Source organism: Burkholderia sp. SRS-25 (assembly GCF_004343765.1).
GTDB classification, from domain to species: domain Bacteria; phylum Pseudomonadota; class Gammaproteobacteria; order Burkholderiales; family Burkholderiaceae; genus Burkholderia; species Burkholderia contaminans.
The window spans coordinates 191,378-213,386 of record NZ_PTXM01000011.1 but is presented as its reverse complement, the minus strand read 5'-3'; the positions used below and the strand labels follow the sequence as shown (position 1 = coordinate 213,386).

18 protein-coding genes and 1 pseudogene are annotated in these 22,009 nt (G+C 68.3%); 5 read left to right on the top strand and 14 right to left on the bottom strand.

Features of this window, described 5'->3' with window-relative positions; translation table 11 throughout:
* The first annotated feature begins 37 nt into the window (after positions 1 to 37).
* Positions 38 to 943 (top strand): LysR substrate-binding domain-containing protein, encoded by a 906-nt coding sequence (locus C5O79_RS17530; protein WP_236862347.1) that lies wholly within the window; start codon positions 38 to 40, stop codon positions 941 to 943.
* A gap of 87 nt (positions 944 to 1,030) precedes the next feature.
* Here the strand turns inward: C5O79_RS17530 and C5O79_RS17525 are convergent, their stop codons facing one another.
* The 7 genes from C5O79_RS17525 to C5O79_RS17495 all read right to left on the bottom strand — a co-directional run bounded on the left by C5O79_RS17525 (position 1,031) and on the right by C5O79_RS17495 (position 6,274).
* Positions 1,031 to 1,315 carry a helix-turn-helix domain-containing protein gene (locus C5O79_RS17525; RefSeq protein WP_122477051.1) on the bottom strand — a complete coding sequence of 95 codons (285 nt, stop codon included), beginning with the start codon at positions 1,313 to 1,315 and terminating at the stop codon, positions 1,031 to 1,033.
* A 254-nt stretch (positions 1,316 to 1,569) separates the two neighbouring features.
* Positions 1,570 to 1,764, bottom strand: coding sequence for a YqaE/Pmp3 family membrane protein (locus C5O79_RS17520; protein WP_006397338.1), 195 nt, complete (start codon positions 1,762 to 1,764; stop codon positions 1,570 to 1,572).
* A gap of 122 nt (positions 1,765 to 1,886) precedes the next feature.
* Positions 1,887 to 2,420: a TIGR00725 family protein gene (locus C5O79_RS17515; RefSeq protein WP_047851322.1), complete on the bottom strand. Its 534-nt coding sequence runs from the start codon at positions 2,418 to 2,420 to the stop codon at positions 1,887 to 1,889.
* Positions 2,413 to 3,246, bottom strand: coding sequence for an ABC transporter permease subunit (locus C5O79_RS17510; protein WP_131931521.1), 834 nt, complete (start codon positions 3,244 to 3,246; stop codon positions 2,413 to 2,415). The genes C5O79_RS17515 and C5O79_RS17510 overlap by 8 nt, the downstream gene beginning before the upstream one ends.
* Positions 3,247 to 3,256: 10 nt before the next feature.
* Complete coding sequence (locus C5O79_RS17505) at positions 3,257 to 4,345, bottom strand: extracellular solute-binding protein (protein ID WP_122477054.1); 1,089 nt, start codon at positions 4,343 to 4,345, stop codon at positions 3,257 to 3,259.
* A 26-nt stretch (positions 4,346 to 4,371) separates the two neighbouring features.
* Positions 4,372 to 5,415, bottom strand: coding sequence for an ABC transporter ATP-binding protein (locus C5O79_RS17500; protein WP_122477056.1), 1,044 nt, complete (start codon positions 5,413 to 5,415; stop codon positions 4,372 to 4,374).
* A 7-nt stretch (positions 5,416 to 5,422) separates the two neighbouring features.
* Positions 5,423 to 6,274 (bottom strand): ABC transporter permease subunit, encoded by an 852-nt coding sequence (locus C5O79_RS17495; RefSeq protein ID WP_122477058.1) that lies wholly within the window; start codon positions 6,272 to 6,274, stop codon positions 5,423 to 5,425.
* Between the two features lie 161 nt (positions 6,275 to 6,435).
* On the opposite strand from C5O79_RS17495, the gene C5O79_RS17490 reads away from it, so the two are divergent.
* Positions 6,436 to 7,332, top strand: a complete 897-nt coding sequence (locus C5O79_RS17490; RefSeq protein WP_122477554.1) for a LysR substrate-binding domain-containing protein — start codon at positions 6,436 to 6,438, stop codon at positions 7,330 to 7,332.
* 91 nt (positions 7,333 to 7,423) lie between these two features.
* Here C5O79_RS17490 and C5O79_RS17485 read toward each other — a convergent pair whose 3' ends face one another.
* Positions 7,424 to 9,103: an alkaline phosphatase family protein gene (locus C5O79_RS17485; protein ID WP_122477062.1), complete on the bottom strand. Its 1,680-nt coding sequence runs from the start codon at positions 9,101 to 9,103 to the stop codon at positions 7,424 to 7,426.
* Positions 9,104 to 9,413: 310 nt separating this feature from the next.
* On the opposite strand from C5O79_RS17485, the gene C5O79_RS17475 reads away from it, so the two are divergent.
* On the top strand, positions 9,414 to 9,638 hold the full coding sequence (locus tag C5O79_RS17475) for a hypothetical protein (RefSeq protein WP_027790361.1): 225 nt from the start codon (positions 9,414 to 9,416) through the stop codon (positions 9,636 to 9,638).
* Between the two features lie 63 nt (positions 9,639 to 9,701).
* On the opposite strand, the gene C5O79_RS17470 is transcribed toward C5O79_RS17475, so the two are convergent.
* Positions 9,702 to 13,511 (bottom strand): DUF748 domain-containing protein, encoded by a 3,810-nt coding sequence (locus C5O79_RS17470; RefSeq protein ID WP_122477065.1) that lies wholly within the window; start codon positions 13,509 to 13,511, stop codon positions 9,702 to 9,704.
* A 148-nt stretch (positions 13,512 to 13,659) separates the two neighbouring features.
* Positions 13,660 to 15,096 (bottom strand): DUF1254 domain-containing protein, encoded by a 1,437-nt coding sequence (locus C5O79_RS17465; protein ID WP_047851330.1) that lies wholly within the window; start codon positions 15,094 to 15,096, stop codon positions 13,660 to 13,662.
* Positions 15,097 to 15,369: 273 nt separating this feature from the next.
* On the opposite strand from C5O79_RS17465, the pseudogene C5O79_RS17460 reads away from it, so the two are divergent.
* Both C5O79_RS17460 and C5O79_RS17455 read left to right on the top strand, forming a co-directional pair.
* A pseudogene (locus C5O79_RS17460) lies at positions 15,370 to 15,513 on the top strand (toxin-antitoxin system HicB family antitoxin); the annotation flags it as partial.
* A gap of 213 nt (positions 15,514 to 15,726) precedes the next feature.
* Positions 15,727 to 18,564, top strand: coding sequence for a heavy metal translocating P-type ATPase (locus tag C5O79_RS17455; RefSeq protein ID WP_122477067.1), 2,838 nt, complete (start codon positions 15,727 to 15,729; stop codon positions 18,562 to 18,564).
* Positions 18,565 to 18,737: 173 nt separating this feature from the next.
* On the opposite strand, the gene C5O79_RS17450 is transcribed toward C5O79_RS17455, so the two are convergent.
* The 4 genes from C5O79_RS17450 to C5O79_RS17440 form a co-directional block, all read right to left on the bottom strand.
* Positions 18,738 to 19,217, bottom strand: a complete 480-nt coding sequence (locus C5O79_RS17450) for a GNAT family N-acetyltransferase (RefSeq protein ID WP_122477069.1) — start codon at positions 19,215 to 19,217, stop codon at positions 18,738 to 18,740.
* A gap of 157 nt (positions 19,218 to 19,374) precedes the next feature.
* Positions 19,375 to 19,530: a hypothetical protein gene (locus C5O79_RS38140; protein ID WP_006481665.1), complete on the bottom strand. Its 156-nt coding sequence runs from the start codon at positions 19,528 to 19,530 to the stop codon at positions 19,375 to 19,377.
* 175 nt (positions 19,531 to 19,705) lie between these two features.
* Positions 19,706 to 21,130: a flagellar hook-length control protein FliK gene (locus tag C5O79_RS17445; RefSeq protein WP_131931519.1), complete on the bottom strand. Its 1,425-nt coding sequence runs from the start codon at positions 21,128 to 21,130 to the stop codon at positions 19,706 to 19,708.
* Between the two features lie 92 nt (positions 21,131 to 21,222).
* Complete coding sequence (locus C5O79_RS17440) at positions 21,223 to 21,921, bottom strand: MgtC/SapB family protein (RefSeq protein WP_046548701.1); 699 nt, start codon at positions 21,919 to 21,921, stop codon at positions 21,223 to 21,225.
* Positions 21,922 to 22,009: the final 88 nt, after the last annotated feature.

The following is a 22,009-nucleotide window of genomic DNA, read 5'->3' as shown; positions in this document are numbered from 1 at the left end:
TTTGACCCACTGTGTAGCTTTTCTTCGCGATCTCACGATGCGCCGATTGCCGCCCCTGAACGCGCTGCGCAGCTTCGAAGCTGCCGGCCGCCTGCAGAGCCTCACCCTCGCCGCCGACGAGCTGAACGTGACCCAGAGCGCGGTCGCGCAGCAGATCCGCGTGCTCGAATCGTTCTTCGGGCAGAAGCTGTTCGAGCGCGACGGACGCTCGTTGCGGCTCACGCCGCGCGCGCGGCATTATCTTGTCGACGTCGCAAGCTGCCTCGGCCGGCTCGCACAGGCGACGGGGCAGATGTTCGAACCCGGCGGCGGCCATCCGGTGCGGATCAACACATCCGTCTCGTTCGCGCACGGATGGTTGCTCACGCAACTGGCTGCGTTCCAGGCCGAACATCCGGACATCGACGTTCAACTCGTCACGACGCCCGACAACGAGCGCGACCAGTTCGACGAAAGCTGCGACATCGTGGTTCGCCGCTATACGCCGGAGTTGCGCCGCAAGGGGTTCGTGTCGCGGCCGCTGCTCGCGACCGTCGCGGTGCCGGTGTGCGCGCCCGATCACCCGGTGCTCGACCAGGCACGCACGCCGGCCGACCTGCGCAACGCGCCGCTGCTGCATTACGCGGGATTGCCGCAGGCATGGCAATACTGGTTCCACCAGGCGGGCTCGGTCGTCACCGAGACGCTGCACGGGCCGTTCTATCGCGAGTTCTTCCTGATGACCAAGGCCGCCGCGAGCGGGCTCGGCGTGTGCCTCGCGCCGCGTGCAGTGGTGCGCGACGACATCGAGCAAGGGCGGCTCGTCGCGCTGTTTCCGGAAGTCCACCTGGAAGCGCCGCCGTTTCATTGCCTGTATCGCGACGACGACGATCCGTCGCTGCGCACGTTCGTCGACTGGCTGTTCGCGCGGGCGGAGGAACTGGAAGGGGCGCCGCCGGGATAGCCGGCGCGGGGTAGGGGGTGGAAACCGATGAAACAGCCCGAAGCGGCTGCCTTACCGACGACCGGACGGATGCGCTGTCACCGCCAGCTATGTGGTCTGTCGCACCACGCCCAGCTTCAACCCCAGCATACCGAAGATGCGGTTCATCGTCTGCACCGTCCCGTCGCTGCGACCTTGTTCGATATCCTGAATGGTCTTCGTCGACACGCCGGCGAGCTTGGCGATTTCCGCGCTCGTGAGTCGCATCGTCTTCTTCAGATGACGTACCGATTCGCGCAACGACCATTCAGGATGCGCGAGCACGTCTTCGATCGCTTGTCGTCGAAGCGAAAGCTGCTCGGGAAGTGGCAGCGCGTTATAGCGTTTGTCCATCGTGTCACCCCTTCCTAGCGCAACGCATCCAGCTCACGAGCAAGCCGCTCGAGCCCCGGCTTCAGAAAGGCATGGAGATCGTGCGCCAGCTTTAAATCAGAGGTTTTGAATTATTGGAAATATCGTCATTTCGGTGGAAATCTATACAAACTGCAACGAAGACCCATCACAACTTATGTAGATTTCTGCCGAAACAAGAATCCTTGCCGTTACTTCAGGCAGTGCTGAAAGCGCTCGGATTCCCCTTCAGCGACCTATCGCCGCTCCCGCAGCGCCGCCTCGATCTTCCGGTCGGTCTTGTACTGGCTCAGCGCATACACCGACCAGATTGCGGCCGGCAGCCAGCCGATGATCGTGATTTGCAGGATCAGGCAGATGATCCCGGCGATCGGGCGGCCGATCGTGAAAAACTGGAACCACGGCAACAGCAGGGCAAGCAGAAGGCGCATCCGGAATCCTCTCGAGGTGTCATTGAACGTACATGCACCGCCAATATGGCGAGTTGCCCGCACCATTTCAAGTCCGCCGCAGACGAACACCGGACGCGCAGCCGGCACCTCCTGCCGCCGGCCTACGCCGAATCGGCCAGCCACCGCGCGACCCGCGCAACGAGCGGATCCGCTTCGTCGAAGCATTCGGCGCCCGCCACGCGCGGCGCGTCGCAAATCGCGAACACCGGCTTGCCCCACTGCAAACCGAGCGCGATCTCGGACAGCGTGCCGAGCCCGCCGCCGACCGCGATCAGGCACAGCGACGCACGCGCGACCAGCGCGTTGCGCGTGATGCCGAGCCCGGTCGGCAGCGCGACGCTCAGGTAGGGATTCGCGAGCGTCGCATCGTCTTCCGGCAGCAGGCCGATCGCGCAGCCGCCGGCCGCATGCACGCCGCGCGCGGCCGCCTCCATCACGCCCTGCTTGCCGCCGCCGACGATGGCGACACCCGCCGCCGCGAGCGCATGCGCGATCCGCTGCGCGAGTCGCATCTGTTCGTCGGTCGCCTCGCGCGGACCGATCACGCCGACCGGCATGCGATGCCGCCGCGTGCCGCGCTGCCGCTGCGCGAGTTGCGCCAGCGCGTCGCACGCCGCTTCCGACCACTCATCCATGACGTCGTTGCCGTACAAGGCCTTCCCCCAATGCAAGAACGCTGGTGCAGATCGCCGTCAGCACGATCGACAGCACCGCCGCCTGCGAGAAATCGGTTTGCCCGTCCGACAGCTTCAGATACATCAGCAGCGGCAGGATGTTGATTTGCGTGCCGGCCAGCGCGAGCGCCGTGCCGTAGGTGCCGAGCGCGATCGCCGTGACGAGGCACCACGCGGACGCGACCGACGGCCACAGTTCGCGCCACGCGACGTCGAGCCACGCACGCCACGGGCGCGCGCCGAGCGTCAGTGCCGCCTCGAGCGGCCGCCGGTCGAGATTCGCGAGCGCCGGGTAGATCATCAGCGCGACCCGCGGGATCAGGTAATACGCATACGCGACCGCCAGCCCCGGCATCGTGTAGATCGCGCCGCCGAGCACGGTCGGGTCCGCGCCCAGCGACGCCGCGAGCGTGGTGACGAAGCCGGCGCGGCCGAACGCGAGGATGAAGCCGTACGCGATCACCAGCCCGGAGAACGCGAGCGGCACGCCGAGCAGCGCGAGCGTCCAGTGGCGGCGGGCGGGCGACTGCCCCGCCAGCGCGAATGCGACCGGCACGCCGACGCCGACCGACAGCGTGCCGGCGCCCACCGCCAGCGCCAGCGAATGTGCGATCGCATCGGCGACGAGCGGGTCGCGCAGCACCGCACCGAACGCACGGCCGCCATCCGTGAAGGCCGAGCCGACGAGCGCGGCGAGCGGCAGCGCGAAGCACACCGCCAGCAATACCGCCGCCGGCACCGCGCCGAAGCGGCGCAGCGCGCCGCGTTCCGCCAGGGAGGTCTGCATCGTGTGCCCCTTACTGGCCGAGCGTCGCCTGCGACCAGAGCTGGTCGATCTCGGCCTTGCGCGCGGCCGCCTTCGCCACGTCGAGCGGACGCACCTGCGGCGCCTTCGGGAGCTTCGCCGCGACATCCGGCGCGACCGGCGTGCCGGGCACGGCCGGCCGCACGAAGCCCTGCGCGAACAGCGCCTGCCCGGCGTCGCTCATCACCAGGTTGAGCCAGAGCTGCGCGGCGGACGGGTTCGGGCCGTTCTTCACGAGGCTCATCGCATACGGCGCCGATACGCTGCCGTCCTGCGGAATCACGACGTCGGCCGCGTCACCCATGCCGTCGACGTACTTCGCCTTCAGGCCGTCGTTCTCGTAGCCGATCAGGATCGGAATCTCGCCCTTCACGAACTTCGCATATGGTGTCGTACCTTCGACGCGCAGCACGTTGCCCGCGCGCTTCAGCTTGCCGAAGAATTCCGTGCCGGGCTTCGGGTTCTCGACGCTGCCGCCGTTCGCATATGCGGCCGCGAACACGGCGACCTGCCCCTGCCCGGTCGAACGCGGGTCGAGATAGACGACCGCGTTGCGATACTCCGGCTTCAGCAGGTCGGACCAGCGCTGCGGCACGTTCTTCACGAGCTTGCGGTTGACGAGGAACGCGATGTTCAGCGAGTGCACCGCGAACCAGCGGCCGTCCGCCGAGCGAAACACGTCCGGCAGCTTGTCGAAGTTGACCGGCTTGAACGGCGCGACGACATCCTTGCTTTCGGCGTCGAGCGCCGACGCGGCGAAGTAGTACGCGGTATCGGCCTGCGGACGGCGGCGCGACTTGTCGAGCGACACCACGGTCGCGGCCGAGCCGATGTCGTTGTATGTGATCTCGACCTTCGGATAGCGCTTGCGGAACTCGGCGAACAGCGCCTTCCAGTTGGCCCATTCGGGGCCCGTGTCGAACGACACGACGAGCCCTTCGTCGGCGGCCTTCGCATACAGCGCGTCCTCGCCCGGATACAGCGGCGCGGCGTGCGCGGGCGCGACGGCCAGCGCCGCGAACGCGCAGAGCGCCAACACGCCGGCGCGCATGGTTTTCACAAGAGGGTGGCCTGCAGGCATCGGGTTTCTCCGTTGAATGAAAGGGGTCATTGCGCCTCCGGCGCGGCCGGCAGCACGAGCAGATGGCGCGGGTCGATCGCGATCCGCAGGGTGGCCGGCACGCGGCCTTCGCACAGCAGCGGGTCGGCCGAGCCGGCGGGAATGAAGTCGTAGCGTTGCGTCGCGCCGAAGTAGCGCACGTCGCCCGGCGCGCCGTCGATGCGGTTCACGCCGTGCGCCGGCGGATCGGCCTCCACGTGCTCGGGCCGCACCAGCACCTCGACCTCGGCGCCCGTCCGGTGCCCGCCGGTCTCGACGCGCAGCGTCGCGAACCGCACGTCGACCGTATCGTGCGCGGTCACGCGGCCGCGCAGCAGCGTCGAATGCCCGACGAAGCGCGCGACCTGCGCGGACACGGGCCGCTCGTACAGGTCGCGCGGCGTGCCCACCTGGAGCACTCGCCCGCCGTCGACGATCGCGACGCGGTCGGCCATGCTCAGCGCCTCGTCCTGGTCGTGCGTGACGAGCAGCGTCGTCGCGCCGCACGCACGCTGCAGCGCGCGAATCTCGTCGCGCAGCTGATGGCGGATGCCGGCATCGAGCGCTGCCAGCGGCTCGTCGAGCAGCAGCAGCTTCGGTTCGATCACGAGCGCACGCGCGAGCGCGACACGCTGCTGCTGCCCGCCGGACAGCATCGCGATGCCGCGTTCTGCATGTGCCGCGAGGCCGACCCGCTCGAGCATGTCACGCGCGCGACGCCGCCGAACCTCGGCCGCGACGCCGCGCATTTTCAGCCCGTACGCGACGTTGTCGGCCACCGACAGGTTCGGGAACAGCGCGTAGTGCTGGAACACCATGCCGACCTCGCGCCGCCACACCGGCACGCCGGCCATGTCGGCGCCGCCGATCGCGATGCGGCCGCTGCCGCCGTCGAGCAGGCCGGCCGCGAGCCGCAGCAGCGTGGACTTGCCGGAGCCGCTGCGCCCCATCACCGCGAGCAGCTCGCCTTGCGCGGCGGACAGCGTGACGTCGTCGACGCCGTGCCGCGCGCCGGGATACTGGAAACTGACGTGTTCGAACTCGAGACTCATGACGGACTCACTTCATACGTTGCACGGTGCCGACCGATACGAGCGTCGCGAGCACGGCGAGGACGAGCAGCACGACGGTCGCCGCGCACGCCATCCCCGACGCGCCGTAGAACGCCTGCAGCAGCACGATCGGATAGTTGCGATAGCGAAAGCCGGCGATCAGGTTCGATATCTGGAATTCGCCGATTGACAGCGCAGCCACCATCACCAGCCCCGAAAACAGGCTGTGCCGCAGGTTCGGCAGCACGATCGTGACGAACTGGCGCAGCGGCGTCGCACCGAGCGTCGCCGCGCAGGCCTCGAGGCGCGCGAGCCCGAGGTGGCGCAGATCGCTGAGCAGCGTCTGCAGCAGGTACGGCAGCGTCAGCACCGCATGGGCCGCGATCATCAGCGGCAGCGTGCCGAGCCATGGCAGCGTGTCGCCGCTGAAGATCGCGATATAGCCGAAGCCGAGCGTCAGCGCGGGCACGGCCACCGGCATCAACATCACGAGGCGGGTCGCCATGCCGCGCCCGGCCTGCGCACGGTGATGCAGCGCATACGCGAGCGGCAGGCCGACCGCGGCGTTCAGCGCGCAGCACGCCAGCGCCACCGTCAGGCTCACGCCGAATGCGCGGGTGAAGCTGCGATTTCCGGCGAGATCGGCGAACCAGCGCCAGGTGAAGCCGGTCGGCAGCAGCGTGTTCGTCCACGACTGGCCCACCGAGCCGATCAGCAGCAGCGCGATCGGCAGCAACAGGTAGAGCCCGAACACCGCGACGAGCGCGTGCAGCAAGAGGCGTCCGGCACGCGGACGCACCGGCCTGTTACGCGAAATCGGAACACCATCGGCCAGGGCCGGGGCGGTAGACGCAGGCATGAAAACACTCGCGGACAAGAGACGAAGACACCGCGCAACGCCCACCGGGCGGGGCTGTCACGCGTTTTCTGGATGGCCGCAGTGTGCGGAGCCGACATGGCATCGTCATGAAAAAAACGTACAAAGCCCGCATCGATCTGTGCGCCGAAGGAATAGTCGCGATGAAGCACCTGTATCCGAACGTCTCCGAACTGCACGCATTCACCTGTTCAGCGAAGACCCTGAACTTCTCCTACGCGGCCCGCGAACTGGGCCTGACGCCCAGTGCGGTCAGCCGGCAGATCGCGAATCTCGAGGCGCTGTTCGGCGTGAAGCTGTTCGTGCGCGAGGGGCGCAGCCTCGTGCTCACGCGTGCCGGGCAGGTGTACCACGCACGCGTGGCCGGCCCGTTGCGCGAGATCGGCAACGCGTCGATCGAACTGCTGAGCGCGCGCGAGAACGACGACCTGCTGACGATCGCCAGCGTGCCGACGTTCACGACCAAGTGGCTCGTACCGCGGCTCTCGCGCTTCCTGGCCGTCGCGCCGAGCGTCACGCTGAGCTTTCGCCGCCATCTCGCGCACGGCGACATCTTTCCGTTCGGGCTCGACGCGGCGATCCGCTACGGCGACGGCGCCTGGGAAGGGGTGCGAAGCGATTACCTGGACGGGCGAACCTTCGTGCCGGTCTGTACGCGTGAATTCGCCGAGCGGCACGCATTGCGCACGCCCGCCGACGCGGTCACGGCGCCGCGTCTCGTGCACGAGCAAGCGGAAATCGCGTGGTCCACCTGGGCAGAACGCCATCGCGCGACCCAGATGAACGCGCTCGCCGGGCCCCGCTTCGAACAGTATTCGGTGCTGATCCAGGCCGCGCAGGCGGGACTCGGGCTCGCGCTCGTGCCGCGTTTCCTGATCGCGGACAATCTCGCGGCCGGCACGCTCGTCGAACCGTTCGATGCGCCCGTCGAGGTCGACGCGCAGGGGCACTACCTGTGCTATGCGCCGGAACGCCTTGAAACGAGCGAAGCGTTGCGGCACTTCAGGGAATGGATGCTGGACGAATGCGCGCCGGCGTAAGCCGGCCCGCATTCGTCATACGGCAGGACGCGCTCGGCCGCGCGCCCCGCCGCACCGGACACCACCGGGCAGCGGCGTCCGGCTGTCGCCGTCAGCGGCGGATGCCGAGCCCCGGCAGCACCTCCGTGCCCTCTGCCACCACCGCATGCAGCAGGCGCGGGTCGGCACCGAGCAGCCCGAGGATCGTCGGCGCGACCTGCTTCGTGCCGACCGTGTCGGTCACCGAGCGTGCGCGATGCAGGCCCGGATACGACACGAGCAGGCCGAGGTGGCTGTCGTCCGGCGCGTTGCCGCCGTGCTCCTCGTCCTTCTTCGTGCTCGACGTGTAGATCACGCCCGGATTCGGCTGGACGACGATGTCCGGCGTGCGGCCGTTGGCCGGATCGCCGAAGCGCTCGGCGAGCGCCGCGCCGTACAGCACGTACGCCTGCGGGCCGTCCGCGCAGATCCCCGGCGCGTTGCAGCCGAGGTTCGCCTTCAGCGTCTGCACCACGGCCGTGCGCTGGTTGCGGTCGCGCAGCCAGATCAGGCCGACGTCGTCGGTCTGCACGAAGCCGGTGCCGACCAGGCCCGAGCCGTCGTTCAGGTTGCCCGTCGTCGTGTTGTTCTGGCCGAAGTTGCCGTTCGGGTCGATGTAGTTGTTCGCTTCGAGCAGCTTCGTCAGCGTGTCGCCGTTCTTCACGAGCTTCGTGTGATCGGTCGGCGACTGGCCGTGCTTCGCCGTGACGATCACGGCCGTCGACGCATACAGGTTCGCCTGCTTCAGCGCCGCGACGACATGGCCGATCGAGTTGTCGACGTACGTGATCGCGTTCGCGACCTGCCCGTTCGGCGTGAAGTTCGCATCGAGATAGCCGCCGCCCTTCGCGACCGGCGCCTTCTGCGCGACGCTGAGCGTCTGGAAGTTGCCGCCGAACAGCGTCGGCACCGGCGCGCTCTTCGTGCCCGTCGAGTCACGGCCGTTGATCTGGTTGATCAGCGCCTGCACGTGCAGGTTGTCGAACTGCGCGGTATGCGAATAGACGTCGGTGTAGTCCGTCTTCGTCACCGGGTCGATCGAGTTGATCTCGGTGCGCATCAGGTCGTCGACGCCGGTGCCCGACGGCCCGTTCAGCCAGTCGTAGCCCCACGCGTGCTTGTCGGCCCACGCGGTGGTCGCGTTCGGGATGCCGGCCTTCACGGCCTCGAACACCGTGTTGGTCTTCACGTAGTTGTGCGGATAGACCGGCACGCACTTGTCGTTGACCTTCGCGTTCGGGATCGCCTGCGGGTTGAACGCGCCGCCGCCGTCGAGGTGGATGAGCGCGCCGCCGTTCTCGGCATCGATGCCGGTCGTCTCGTCGAACACGACGTTCCAGCCCTGCTTGCCCGAGCAGCTCGTATCGCCCGGCGCGTACAGGTTGCGGTCGTACGACACGTCGTAGAACAGGCCGGCCGTCTTCGGCGAGCCGCCCGTCACGAGCGCGGCGAGGCCGGGGAACGAATCCGACAGGCCCGGCGTATAGGCATTCGTGTACGTCACGCCGCTCTTCGCGAGCACCGCGATGTTCGGGCACGTGTTCGCGCCGATGCAGCGCGCGAGATCCTGCTCGTGCAGGCCGTCGACGCTGATCAGCAGCACGTGTTTCACGACGCGGCTCGCGTGGTCGCGGCCCTCGCCGTGACTGTCGTCGTTCTGCTGCGCGGCGTGCGCACCCGCACCGGCGAGCGCCAGCGCGCCCGCCACCATTGCCACCACCTTCCGCTGCTTACCAAGGAAAGACATGATCACCCCACCTCTTCGATTGACGTTGAACTGCGTGACTTGCCATCAGGCGCGCAAGAATATGGGCGCGTCGTGGGTCGCTCGCATGAAGCGGGGCTTTCTGTTTTCTATCAAACGTAACCAATCGCAAGTGACACGAACCGGTCGCAAAGCAATGTGGCCTGGCGAACATTGCGAAAGGCGCGCTCACCTGCCGGCACTACGCCGGTGCATCGGCCAAACCGTCCGCGGTGTCATCGGCCGTACGATTTTTTTCCGGCTTGGCGCGCGACTATTGGCGTGTGATAAAGGGTTTTCCCTGACCCGGAGCACGAGTATGTCGACCCTGGAAGCCCTCCGGTTCGTGCTGGACGATGCACGCACCCCCGAGATCATTCGCCACCACGTCGTCGACGCGTTGCAGTACGCGTTGCGCAACTACGGACAGGTGTTCACCGCGAAGGAAGTCGAATGGCTGGCGCAGTGGGACGACGCGCGTCTGCCGCTGGCTGCAAAAAAGGAGTTGGGCAAGCGCGAGGAACCGGCGATCGCCGCGCGCTGAACGCTGAAGGAAACGCGCCGCCGCGCCCGAACGGATGAACGGGCGCGGCGGCGGATGGCCTGCTTACTGCAGGCCGAAGTCGACGCGAGTGGTCGCGCCCTTGTCCTCGATGCCCTTCGCATCGAGCTTCGGCGCGACGATGAACATGCGGCTCGAATCGATCTTCCCGTCGAGATACTGGCGCACCGCCTGCGCGCGCTGCTGCGCGAGCGCACGCAGCGCGTTGTCGTCGGCCGGCGCGTGCTCGGCGAGCGCCTTCTTCATGTCGGCGTCGGGCAGCGTCTTCTGCAGGCCGATCACGTTGCGCGGCTTCTTGAAGTCGGCGGCCTTGTACGCGCGGGTCAGGTACTTGCTGTACTCGGCCGGCTCGACCTTCACCGACATCGGGTCGATGCTCTCGCCCTGCCCGACCACGTCCTTCAGCTTCTGCTGGCGCACGAGCCGCTCGACGTACGCGTCGCCGAGCCCCGACGTGTCCTTCGCCGGATCGACGCGGCCGATCAGGTCGAGGCGGATCGACGGCTTCTCGGTCAGCATCTTCACGACGGTGTCGAGCTTCTTCTGCTGCGCGTCGTCGAGCTGGTACGAGCCCGGCGCGAATTCGACGTAGCCGAGATCCTCGCCGCCGCCGCCGAACGCATGCGCGAGCAGCGAGAACGGCGACGTGACGGCCTTCGCGATCAGGTTCAGCACCGCGCGCCAGATCAGCCCGCCGACGCTGAACTCCGGATTCGACAGCGAGCCGGACACCGGCAGGTTCACGTCGATCTGGCCGCGCGTGTTCTTCAGCAGCGAGATCGCGAGCTTCACCGGCAGCCTGGTCGCCGTGTCGTTCTCCACATGGTCGCCGAACGTGAGCTGGTCGATGAAGATGTGGTTGTTTGCCTTCAGCTGGTCGTTCGCCAGTTCGTAATGCAGGTCGACGTTGAGCTTGCCCTTCGTGATCGGGTAGCCCGCGTACTTCGCCGAGTACGGCGTCAGGTTGGTCAGCTCGATGTCGTGCGCGGTCGCGGTGAGGTCGAGCGCCGGCTTCTCGATCAGCGGGTTCACCGAACCCTTGATCGAGATCGGCCCGTTGCCCGCGAGGTTCGCGGCGACGTCGACCGGCGCGGACGTCGTCGAATCCGTGCCGAACGCGCCGACCGTGCCCTTGATCGCAATGAGGTTCGCCGTGTAGTTCGGCTTGATGAAGTTGTCGGTATACGTCACGCGGCCGTTCTGCAGCAGCAACTCGCCGAAATGCATGCGCACCGGGTTCTGCGGCGGCGGCGCGGCCTTCACGACCACCGTCGCCGAGGCCGCGGCCGGCGCCAACGCCTGCTGCGCGGCCGCGGCCGACGCGGCCTGGGCGGCAGCCGGCGGCGTCATGCCAGGCGACAGCGGCACCGGCTCGCCCTTGCTCGCGTCACGCGTGAGCGACTGCGCGGGGCCCGTTTCCTTCGCGACCACGTCCTTCAGGTTCAAACGCCCCTGCGCGTCGAGCAGCACGCGGCCGTAGAAGTTCGAGAACGTCACGCGCGCGGCATCGACGTCGGTGCCCTTCTCGTCGTAGTTCGCCTTCAGGTTCGTCAGCGCGAGCGAGCGCCAGCCCGCGAACGGGTCGGACGTCGCCTTGTCGAGCATCCGCACGTCGACGAGCGCGACATCGCCGCGATAGGTCGCGCGCGGCGCGTTCTTCACCTGTGCGAACGTCAGGTTGCCCTGCGCATTGAGCAGCGCACTGGCGATCGTCGCGTTCAGCGCGCTGCCGAAGTACGGCTCGAACGCGGCCGCGTCGAGGCGGTTGCCGTTGATCTTCAGGCCGAGCTTCAGCGGCTGCGCGGTCACGTCGCCCGTCACGTTCAGCGAACCCTTGCGGTTCAGCGTCGCCTTCAGCTGCACGGGCAGCGGCTTGGTCATGTCGTCGCTGATCTTCTGCACCGACAGGTCCAGCGGCTTGATCGCCAGCTTCACCGGGCGCGGCGTCGACAGGTCGGTGAAGTTCGCGGACGCATCCTTCACGTTCAGCGCGTCGATCCGGTAATGCCACGACGGCGCGGCGGCCTCGGCCTTGCGCGCGACCGTGCGTTTCGGCACCGACGCCTGGGCAGGTTCGGCCAGCGCCGCGAGGTCGATCTTGCCGTCCTTCAGGCGCTGCACGTCGAGCGCGAGCCCGCTTGCGTCGACGCTCGCGATCTCCGCGATGCGCGTGGCGACGTCGACTTTCGCGATCTTCGCGCTCGCGTCGGGCAGCACGATCGCGGGCGCCTTCGCATCGGGCGTCGCGATCTTCAGCGACTTCAGGCTGACCGTGCTGTCGGCAACCTGTGCGGCGAGCGGCGTCTTGCCCCAGTCGGCCTTCGCGTTGACGGTCGCGCCGAGCGTGCCGTCGAGCACGCGCGCACGCGTCGCCTCGCCGAGATACGGCTGCAGCGCCGGCAGCGCGAGCGCGGCGACCGTCAGCTTGCTCTCGACCTGCTTCTCCGCGAGATTGAACGAGCCTTCGGCCGTCACGTCGCCGCCGCGCGACAGCGACGTCGACAGCGTATATTTCGCGGGCGTCTTGCCCTGCATCGTGAAGCCGTCGAGCGTCGCGGCGAGCTTCGTGAGCGACAGCGCGGTCGGCGTCGCCGGCACGCGGTCGTCGACGTTGACCGTGCCGCCGTCGATCGCGAAATGGCGGATCGTCAGGTCGAGCGGGGGCGCCTCGTTCGCGCCGGCGCCGGCTTCGGCCTTTGCCCCGCTGGCGGCGGCTTCGGCAGCGGCGGAAGCGGCCGCCGTGCCCGCCGACGCCGGCTTGCCTTCGGCGGCCTTCGGTGCGGCGGCCGGCTGCGCGGCGAGCTTCTCGACGTTCAGCACGCCCTGCTTGTCGCGCGACAGGTCGACCACCGGCTGGTCGATCCGGATCTCGTCGAAGTGCATCGCGTTGCGCAGCGGCTCGAGGCTGGCCGCCGCGACGTGCACGCCGCGCGCGGCGAACAGCGGCGCGGACGCATGGTCCGTCACCTTCGCGTCCTTCAGGTCGACGGTGCCCGACACGCGCAGCGCGGGCGTCTCGCCGCTCATCACGAAATTGACCGAGAGGTCGCTGCTCAAGAGGCCGCTCGTCACGGCCACCGGCAGCTTCGCCGGCACGTACGAGATCAGCTTCGGCACGTCGAGGCCGTCGAATTTCAGCGCGATCTCCGATTCGCGCGACTGCGCGAACGGCTTGGTCTTGCCGTCGATCGCGATCGGGCTGCCGTCGAAGCGCGCGCGCAGCTTCGGCTCGACGAAGATGTCGGTCTTCGAGGCCAGCGTCGCGATGTACGGAATGCCGAGCGTCCAGTTGTCGACGACGTGCTTTTCGTTCAGCAGACGGTCGTCGAAATCGATCCGGCCGTTGTTGACCTGGATGTTCGACACCGAGAACTGCGTCGGCTTGCTCTCGGGTTTCGGCGACGGCGTCGAGAACTTCTCGATCAGGTCGGTGAAGTTGAAGCGTTGCGCGTCGTAGCGGACGATATGAAAGCGCGGCGAGTCGAGGCGAACTTCATTGACGATCGGCGCGGCGCGGAACAGCGACGACCACGACGGCCGCACGACGAGCTTCGCGATGTCGACGAAGTCGCCCTGGCCGCCTTTGTCGCCGAGATGGATGCCGTCGGCTTCGAGGTTCAGCGTGTACGGGTTCAGCGCGATGCGCTGGATCGTGGCCGGCCGGTCGAGCTGCTTGCTCAATTGCTGTTCGGCGATATGGCGGATCAGCGGCGGCGCCGCGAAGAACCCGAGCAGTCCGAACAAAACGATGAAGATCAGCAGGCCGATGCCGATGCGCCGGGCCCGGCGCGAGCGTGCAACGCCACCGAGGGCATGGAGGGTGGAGGGTACGGTTTCTTTGTCTGCGCTTGCCATGCTTGAATGCCTCGGGATGGAATGCCGGGCCGCGCCGGAGAACCGGGCGGCCGCGCACGCTATCCCGAAAGTATAGGCTCAGGAGGTGACGGTACGGGGTTCGGGCGCCGTCGCGCCCGCCGGTCGGACAACGCCGCCGGTCATCCGTTCATTTCCGGACGATGACGGGCGGCATCCACGACCCGTCGCTCGCCTGCGGCTTCGGCGCGTACAGGCGCAACGCAAGTGCGAAATCGGCGCGCGGCGCCGGCAGCCAGTTGGCCGCCTGCGTGCCGCCCGGCGACGCCGACACGACGATGTCGATCGAGCCGTCGTGGTTGCGGCGCAGGCGGTCGCGATCTCCGAGCGAGCGGCGCGCCGACCCGACGTCGGGCAGCGCGCCGTTGGTCGTATAGGGTGTCAGCGTCCAGAACGCGCGCACCGGCGGCAGCGCGCCCGGCGCGAAATGCAGCACATAGCGATTCGCGCCGTTCAGCGCATGGCCGTCGCTGTCGACGCGGACGACCGCGAGCGTTTCGTCGTCGCGCGTCGCGGTGCCGAACTGCGTGTAGGCCGCGTACGCGCGCAGCGTGTAGTCCTGGCCGTACTTGCCGGCCGTATCGCCGATCCAGCTCCAGCCGTTCGCGTTCAGCAGGTTCGACGGCGGGGTCGAGAGCCGCGCGCGCGCCTCGGCAACGCCGGCCGTCGCGGCCGTGAGGCGGTCGCCCGTCCACAGCACCGGATAGCCGGCCGACACGCCGATGTCGCTGAGCAGTTCCTGTGCGTGCGCATCGTCGGCCGGCGCCGGGTTGTCCTGCAGCGCCTGCGCGAAGCGCGTGAAGAACGCCTTCGGATCGAGCGCGGCCACCTGCTCGGCCGGCGTGCCGCCGCCCACCGCTTCGGACGGCGCGCTGCCCGCATGGACCGCGACCGACGCGCCGCGCGCCGCGCCCGTGTAGACGGACAGCGGCACCACGCGGATCGCGCGCTGCAGTTTCTTCACGTTCGTCAGGTCGCGCCCGCCGCTCGTCTGCAGCCGGACTTCGAGCCACGCGTTGGCCGACGGGACGTCGATCCGGACCGCACCCTTCGGCAACGTGCCCTGCCAGTCCTTCGCGGCGAAGGCAATCGTTTGCGATCGCGCGCCGCCGCGTGCCCCGCGTGCGGCCACGCTCGACGACGACCACAGCACGTTCGTCCACATGTCGAGTGCGCGCGCATCCCAGTAGCGGCCGCGCGTGTCGGGCAACGTGACGATCACGGGTTCGGTCGCGACGTCGAGCCAGCCGGTCGAGTCGAGCGTGTCGACGCCCGGCAGCGGCGGATTGACCGCGCCGACGGGCGGCAGCGCCTGCGCATGGCGCAGCGTGTTGAGCGGCGCCTGCCCCGGTTGCGCGCCGTCGCCGCCGGTTGCCGCTTCCTTCGCGACGTCCATCAGCACGAGCGGATACGCGTAAACGTAGGAGTCGGCGACTTCCGCCCGCATCCAGCCGGTTTTACGCTGGATTGCATCCGGTTGCGACGCGCACCCCGCTAGCAACGCCGCGAGGGCGAGCGACGCGCACGCGCGCCGCAGAAAAACTGATTCCTGCTGGTTTTCAATCATCGATTACTGGCCGAATATCGTTCTTTTCAGTCAACGCCTTGTTCGACTTGCGAATGGCGAAAGCAAGGCACCCCAGCCTGCCCTGGCAACCGTTTCGCGACGGTTCATAACGCTGGGCGCTGATGTCAGGCCGGTATCATAGCGCCTCAGGGCATCCCCCAATATGCCGATTAGCGGGTGGCGCGTATCCGCGGGCCGAAAGGGTCCCAAAAGATCTCGCCGGATCTTCAGGATAATTGGGGCGACATCGAAGCGGGTTTCGGCTGGCTTTAGGTGCCCGAGCGGATCGCCGACCGAACCTATAGCGGTGAATTCAAGGTTCGTATCCCGCCGCAAGCTCACCGTGCGCTGGTGATCCAGGCCGCCGAACAAGGCGTCAGCCTGAACCGTCTCGCAAGCGCCAAGCTCTGCGCGTAACCGTGCGATTGCGCGAGGCACGTGACGCCCGGCCTTCCTCGTGGAAGCCGGGCGTTCGCTTTTTCCGGGTCGTGGCACCCTGTGAACCAGGATGGCCTCAGCCGATCCGCCCGCCTTGCATCGCATGCATCATCCACCGCTTGACCTTACCATCATGGGAATGTTGATACTGGGATCATTGGCGGCATGAGCCGCGCATTCAGGGAATCCGACATGACTGAACCACTTGCCTCCGCAGCGCTGCATACGATCGAGCTGAGCATCGACGGCATGCATTGCGGCGGCTGTACGGGCCGCGTGCAACGGGCGCTGGCCGCGATACCGGGCGTCGTCGAGGCGACGGTCGACCTCGACACGCACACGGCGGCTGTGACAGCGCACGATACGGTCGAAGCCGCACAACTCGTCGAGGCGGTCGGCGCAGCCGGCTACCGCGCCGCCGTGCGCGAGCCGCTGCCCGAAGACGCCACGACGACGCATGCCCATCCTGTCGAAGCATCGACCGCGCCGATGGCCGCCGCCGCCGCTTCGACCGCCCGCCACCCGCTTCCGGCCGACAGCCCCGTCATCGAACTCGATATCGACGGGATGACCTGTGCATCGTGCGTGTCGCGCGTCGAAAAGGCGCTCGCGAAGGTGCCGGGCGTCACGCGTGCGTCGGTCAACCTCGCGACCGAGCGGGCTACCGTCGACGCCACGTCCGACGTGACCGCCGCCCGGCTCGCCGAAGCCGTGAAACAAGCCGGTTATGGCGCGACGCCGGTGGCCGGCGCCGCGATCCCGCCGGCGGCCTCCTCCGCCCCCGCCGATCTCGAACTCGACATCGGCGGAATGACCTGCGCATCCTGCGCCGGCCGCGTCGAAAAGGCGCTGGCCGCCGTGCCGGGCGTCGCGCGCGCTTCCGTCAACCTCGCGACCGAGCGCGCTTCCGTACACGGCGCCGGTGCGCTCGACGCCGCGACGCTGATCGCGGCCGTCACCACCGCCGGCTACCGCGCGTCGCTCTCCGCCACATCATCAGCTGGTGCCGCCGCCGGGGCTGACGCGCAACCGGCCGGCCCCGCGCAAGACCCCGACGCCCGCAAGCATCTCGAAGCGATTCGTGAACGCGATCTCGTGATCTGGTCCGCCGTGCTGAGCGCGCCCCTTGTCGCACCGATGCTCGTCGCGCCGTTCGGCATCGACCTGATGCTGCCCGGCTGGCTCCAGCTCATGCTCGCATCGATCGTCCAGTTCGGCTACGGCGCACGCTTCTATCGCGCGGCCTGGCATGCGGTGAAGGCACGCACCGGCAACATGGACCTGCTCGTCGCGCTCGGCACGTCGGCCGCGTACGGGCTGAGCCTGTGGATGCTGCTGCGTGCCCCCCTGCACCCCGGCCACCTGTATTTCGAGGCGTCGGCCGTCATCGTCACGCTGGTGCGCTTCGGCAAGTGGCTCGAGTCGCGCGCGAAGCGCCAGACCACCGACGCGATCCGCGCGCTGAACGCGCTGCGTCCCGACCGCGCGCGCGTCATCGAGCACGGCGTCGAGCGCGACGTGCCGCTGGCGCAGGTGCGCGTCGGCACCCGCGTCAGCATCCGTCCCGGCGAGCGCGTGCCGGTCGACGGCCGGATCGTGACGGGCCGCTCGCACATCGACGAATCGCTGATCACCGGCGAAAGCCTGCCCGTGCCGAAGGACGACGGCGACCCCGTCACGGCCGGCTCGATCAACGGCGAAGGCGCGCTCGTCGTCGAAACCACCGCGATCGGCGCGGAAACGACGCTCGCACGCATCATCCGCCTCGTCGAATCCGCGCAGGCCGAGAAGGCGCCGATCCAGCGGCTCGTCGATCGCGTGAGCGAGGTATTCGTGCCGGCGATCCTCGGCATCGCCTTGCTGACGCTGGTCGGCTGGCTGATCGCCGGCGCCGGCACGGAAACCGCGGTCCTCAACGCGGTCGCGGTGCTCGTCATCGCGTGCCCATGCGCGCTCGGCCTCGCGACGCCCGCCGCGATCATGGCCGGCACGGGCGTCGCGGCCCGGCACGGCGTGCTGATCAAGGATGCGCAGGCGCTCGAACTCGCGCAGCGCACGACCGTGATCGCGTTCGACAAGACCGGTACGCTGACCGAAGGCAAGCCGTCCGTGACGGCGTTCGAAGCGGTCGGCGTGCCGCATGACGAAGCGCTCGCGCTCGCGGCGGCGGTGCAACGCCAGAGCGACCATCCGCTCGCGCGCGCCGTGGTCGCCGCGCACGAAGCCGAACTGGCCGCACGCGGCGGTGCGGTGTCATCGCCCGTCGTCGCCGATGCGCGTGCGGTGGCCGGACGCGGCGTGGAAGCACGTGTCGGCGGGCAGTTGCTCGCGCTCGGCAGCACGCGCTGGCGCGACGAGCTCGGCATCGCGGTGCCGCCCGCGCTCGACGCACGCGCGGCGGAGCTCGAGCACGCGGGCAACACGATCTCGTGGCTGATGCGCGCCGACACGCCGCGCGCGTTGCTCGCGCTGATCGCTTTCGGCGACACCGTGAAGCCGGGCGCCCGCGACGCGATCGCGGCGCTGTCGGCGCGCGGTGTCGCGAGCGTACTCGTGACGGGCGACAACCGCGGCAGCGCGGCCGCCGTCGCGGCGTCGCTCGGCATCGGCGAGGTGCATGCGCAGGTGCTGCCCGACGACAAGGCGCGTGTCGTCACCGAGTTGAAGCGCACGCACGGCGGGATCGTCGCGATGGTCGGCGACGGGATCAACGATGCGCCCGCGCTCGCGGCGGCCGATGTCGGCATCGCGATGGCGACCGGTACGGATGTCGCGATGCACACGGCCGGCATCACGCTGATGCGCGGCGACCCGGCGCTCGTCGCCGACGCGATCGACATCTCCCGGCGCACGTATCGGAAGATCCAGCAGAACCTGTTCTGGGCGTTCGTCTACAACCTGGTCGGCGTGCCGCTCGCGGCGCTCGGCTGGCTGAACCCGGTGATCGCGGGCGCGGCGATGGCGTTTTCGAGCGTCAGCGTCGTGACCAACGCGTTGCTGTTGCGGAGATGGAAGGCGCGCGCGCGGTGACGTGTGCCGGTGACGTGTGCCGAACGGCCTGATGGCCGTTCGGCGCTTGGCGCTTGGCGCTTGGCGTTCGGCGTTCGGCGTTCGGCAAACAGGAAGGATCGTGAGGTCGGCCGGCATTGGCCGATGGCGAGTCAAATCGCCAGCGCACGACGACGCGACGCCGGCCGATGGCTTCAGTCCGAAATGACTGGCTTGATCAAGGTCGTCGTGATCGGCGCGAAGCCGCACGCACGATACAGCGCACGGGCCGCCGCGTTGTGATTGAACACCGACAGCCCGATCTCGGTGACACCGTACCGGCGTGCCTCGGCATCGAGCGCCTCGAGCGTACGTGTGGCCCAGCCCTGGCGGCGCCGGGACGGGGCGATGTCGAGGTCGTAGATGAACAGCGTGCGGTTTGGCCCTTCAGGCACGATCGCGTACCAGAGGTCGCCCACCGCGTCGCCGCTGGCGCCGTCGATGAGCACGACGAGGGTCTGGCCGGTGGTACGCAGGCCGTCCGGCAACAGCGTGTCGAAACAGGCGCGCGCCCGGCTGGCCGCGTCTTCGACAGCGTTTTGTCCGGATGAAACGAGATCGCTCGCGTAGCCGTCGATGGCTCGCGCGCGGTACGCGTGGAATTCGCTGGCCGTCATCGGCCGCATCTGCAGCATGGTGCGGTCACCGTGAACGGAATCGGACTTCCAGTGTAGCGGGACGGTCGCACCGGCGCGCGATGCAGCGGCGGAAAGCGGAAAGGCAGATGCGGCAGGCACCGCGCTGACAGCGAATCAGCGAATCAGCGAATCAGCGAATCAGCGAATCAGCGAATCAGCGACGGTACAGGACGATGGGCACGAGGTGCGCACGACGCACGCGCTCGGCTTCGGCACGACGCGCAGCGTACGAGTATTCGGCGTCGAGCGGCAGGTGCGGGGACACGAAAAGGTCGTCGATCTTTTGCAGCAGGGCGAGGATGAAGCTCATGTGAGACTCCTGACAGATGTGGCTAGGGTTTTCCCTTAGATGGACTCCATTCTAAGGGTTTTCCCTGAACTCTGCCAGCGCACCGCATCAGTTTGCCGCAGGCGCGCGACGGCGGATCGCCGGTACATAGCGGCGATCCTTGCTCCGTCGGGCTGCCAGGATAGGGTCGAAACGATTAACGCGTGCGGCGACCGCGCTTCGCGACGGCCGCCTCGCGGTTCGCGTTGCGCTGAAGCCGGTCGACTTGCGACAGAAGCGCCTCGTGATGCTCCTCGAGCGTCATCAGCGTTGCCTGCTGCGTCGACAGATCGGCCGCGAGGCGATCGATCCGCTGCTGCTTCGTGGCGACGTCCTGCTTCAGGTGCGCGATCTGCCGTGTCTGCATCACCAGCGCGACGAGCCCGGCCAGCACGACGACGGCCAACGCCAGCAGCAGTCGGTTGACGCGACGCATCTCGCGATCGGCCGTGCGCGTCAGGCCGTCCACATCGGCCTGCAGTGCGGCGAGACGGTCGGTCAGCGGACGCAGGTGCGTATCCGGATCGAAGACCGGCGCGCCCGGTTGCGTGCGCTCCGCCGACGGCTTCGTGACAAAGGAGGCAGCGGAAGCCAGTGGTGCGGCGTCATGGGTCTTCGCGACGTTAGCCGTGTTCGCCGTGTTCGCCGTGTTCGCCGTGTTCGCGGCAATCACCGGCTTGGCAGGCTGCGCCGAAGTCTGCGGCTCGACCACCGTCACCGAGTCCGACGCCGGGCTCGCCCCGGCCGCCTCCGCCGCCGTGCCAACGCTCGTCGCGACCGGCGCGGATTGCTCCGTTGTCGCGTCGCTTGCACCGGCAGCCGCCCGGCGTTTGCCGCCCGACGACGCACGGCGTTCCTTCACGGCGTCGCCGGCGGGCCGCCCTTCGCGGGATTTAACGGCGGTAGCAGCAACAACAGCAGCCTTCTCGACTTCACCATCAGCCGCTTGAGATCCGGTCGCCTTCGACTCAGCACCATCGGTTGCTTGCAGCTTGGTCGCCACCGTTGCGGCGCCATCGCCCGCAGGCACATCGTCAGCCTTCGTTGCGGCGCCATCGCCCGCAAGCCCATCGGCGGCTTTCGTTGCAACGCCATCGGCCAGGGGAATATCGACCGCCGTCATCGCAGCCGCGCCGGAAGCCGGCACGACGTCGACGTTAGCGTCACCACCACCTTCAGGCGACGAAACACCATGCGCCAGCGTCGCGTCTCCAGGCGTCACTGCACCTTCTGCTGCATCAACAGGTCCTGCCGCGGCCACCGCCTCCGGTGCACTGAACCCGTCCAGCGCAGCCTGCCGCCCGGACGCCACATCGTCCGCGACATCGACTGCCGCATCGGCTTGCGCGACCGCGTCGTCACGCACCGCGGCCGGCATGCGTTCACCCGGCTCGAGCACGGGATCGCCGAACAGGTCGAGCGTCCGTTCGTCCCGCGACGCGTCGCCGGCCGACGCATTGCCGGACCGCACCGTCGCCCTCGCGGACGTACTGCCCGCGGCAGCAGCCGAGCGCGGTCGCGAACGGGCCGACGAACGATTGGAACGGGAGCGGGAGCGAGGCGAGGAAACGGATTCGGTCATGGAAATCGGATGGCTGGGCCCGCAAGCGCGGAACCGGATGTCGAACGGAATCGGTGGTCGGCCATTGTCGCATGCCCCGTCGCCGATTCCGCCTATTCGTCGCCCGACAAGCCGTTGCCCTCTTCGAAACGGGTGACGCCCTTCAACGCGCGCAGCTTGTCGCAGATCGCCTGGTATTCGAGTTCCGACACCCGCGCGAGCGCGATGCGCACCTCGTCGTGCTCGCCCGTGTCATCGGCGCGCTGCACGATGAACTGCTTCACCCGCGCACTGTCCGGACCCAGCGCCGCGTGCAGCGAATCGAAGTTCAGCGTGCCGCCCACGACCGTCAGCGCGAGCTGGCGCCGCTGGCGCACCGTGAAGTAGCGCCGCTCCAGCGGCTTGATGCCGGCCAGGATGATCAGGATGATGATCGTCGCCGAAATCGACGCGACGTAGAGCCCGCCGCCCACCGCGAGGCCGATCGCGGCGACCGACCACAGGCTCGCGGCGGTCGTCAGCCCGCGCACGATCTCGCCGCGCAGCAGGATCGAGCCCGCGCCGAGGAAGCCGATGCCCGACACGACCTGCGCGGCGATCCGCGACGGATCGAGCACGATGTGCTCGCTGCTGCCGAGTACGTCGGCGAACCCGAACGCCGACACGATCATGATCAGCGTCGAACCGACACAAACGAGCATGTGCGTACGCAGGCCGGCCGCCCACGACAGGCGCTCGCGCTCGAAGCCGATGACGCTGCCCAACGCGGCCGCAAGGACGAGCCGCATCACGAGTTCCAGGTTGCTCAGCATGCGATTTATCTCCTATTTTTGGTGCCGGCCGCGCGGAATGTTTTATCCTTGGCCCCGGCCGCGCCGATCCTCCGGGCCGCGCCGACAC

What these genes read in the sequence shown, in the direction of transcription:
- C5O79_RS17530 (WP_236862347.1), top strand. Translation starts at nt 38, where the DNA reads ATGCGCCGATTGCCGCCCCTGAACGCGCTGCGCAGCTTCGAAGCTGCC.
- C5O79_RS17525 (WP_122477051.1), bottom strand. Translation starts at nt 1,315, where the DNA reads ATGGACAAACGCTATAACGCGCTGCCACTTCCCGAGCAGCTTTCGCTT.
- C5O79_RS17520 (WP_006397338.1), bottom strand. Translation starts at nt 1,764, where the DNA reads ATGCGCCTTCTGCTTGCCCTGCTGTTGCCGTGGTTCCAGTTTTTCACG.
- C5O79_RS17515 (WP_047851322.1), bottom strand. Translation starts at nt 2,420, where the DNA reads ATGGATGAGTGGTCGGAAGCGGCGTGCGACGCGCTGGCGCAACTCGCG.
- C5O79_RS17510 (WP_131931521.1), bottom strand. Translation starts at nt 3,246, where the DNA reads ATGCAGACCTCCCTGGCGGAACGCGGCGCGCTGCGCCGCTTCGGCGCG.
- C5O79_RS17505 (WP_122477054.1), bottom strand. Translation starts at nt 4,345, where the DNA reads ATGCCTGCAGGCCACCCTCTTGTGAAAACCATGCGCGCCGGCGTGTTG.
- C5O79_RS17500 (WP_122477056.1), bottom strand. Translation starts at nt 5,415, where the DNA reads ATGAGTCTCGAGTTCGAACACGTCAGTTTCCAGTATCCCGGCGCGCGG.
- C5O79_RS17495 (WP_122477058.1), bottom strand. Translation starts at nt 6,274, where the DNA reads ATGCCTGCGTCTACCGCCCCGGCCCTGGCCGATGGTGTTCCGATTTCG.
- C5O79_RS17490 (WP_122477554.1), top strand. Translation starts at nt 6,436, where the DNA reads ATGAAGCACCTGTATCCGAACGTCTCCGAACTGCACGCATTCACCTGT.
- C5O79_RS17475 (WP_027790361.1), top strand. Translation starts at nt 9,414, where the DNA reads ATGTCGACCCTGGAAGCCCTCCGGTTCGTGCTGGACGATGCACGCACC.
- C5O79_RS17470 (WP_122477065.1), bottom strand. Translation starts at nt 13,511, where the DNA reads ATGGCAAGCGCAGACAAAGAAACCGTACCCTCCACCCTCCATGCCCTC.
- C5O79_RS17465 (WP_047851330.1), bottom strand. Translation starts at nt 15,096, where the DNA reads ATGATTGAAAACCAGCAGGAATCAGTTTTTCTGCGGCGCGCGTGCGCG.
- C5O79_RS17455 (WP_122477067.1), top strand. Translation starts at nt 15,727, where the DNA reads ATGACTGAACCACTTGCCTCCGCAGCGCTGCATACGATCGAGCTGAGC.
- C5O79_RS17450 (WP_122477069.1), bottom strand. Translation starts at nt 19,217, where the DNA reads ATGCTGCAGATGCGGCCGATGACGGCCAGCGAATTCCACGCGTACCGC.
- C5O79_RS38140 (WP_006481665.1), bottom strand. Translation starts at nt 19,530, where the DNA reads ATGAGCTTCATCCTCGCCCTGCTGCAAAAGATCGACGACCTTTTCGTG.
- C5O79_RS17445 (WP_131931519.1), bottom strand. Translation starts at nt 21,130, where the DNA reads ATGACCGAATCCGTTTCCTCGCCTCGCTCCCGCTCCCGTTCCAATCGT.
- C5O79_RS17440 (WP_046548701.1), bottom strand. Translation starts at nt 21,921, where the DNA reads ATGCTGAGCAACCTGGAACTCGTGATGCGGCTCGTCCTTGCGGCCGCG.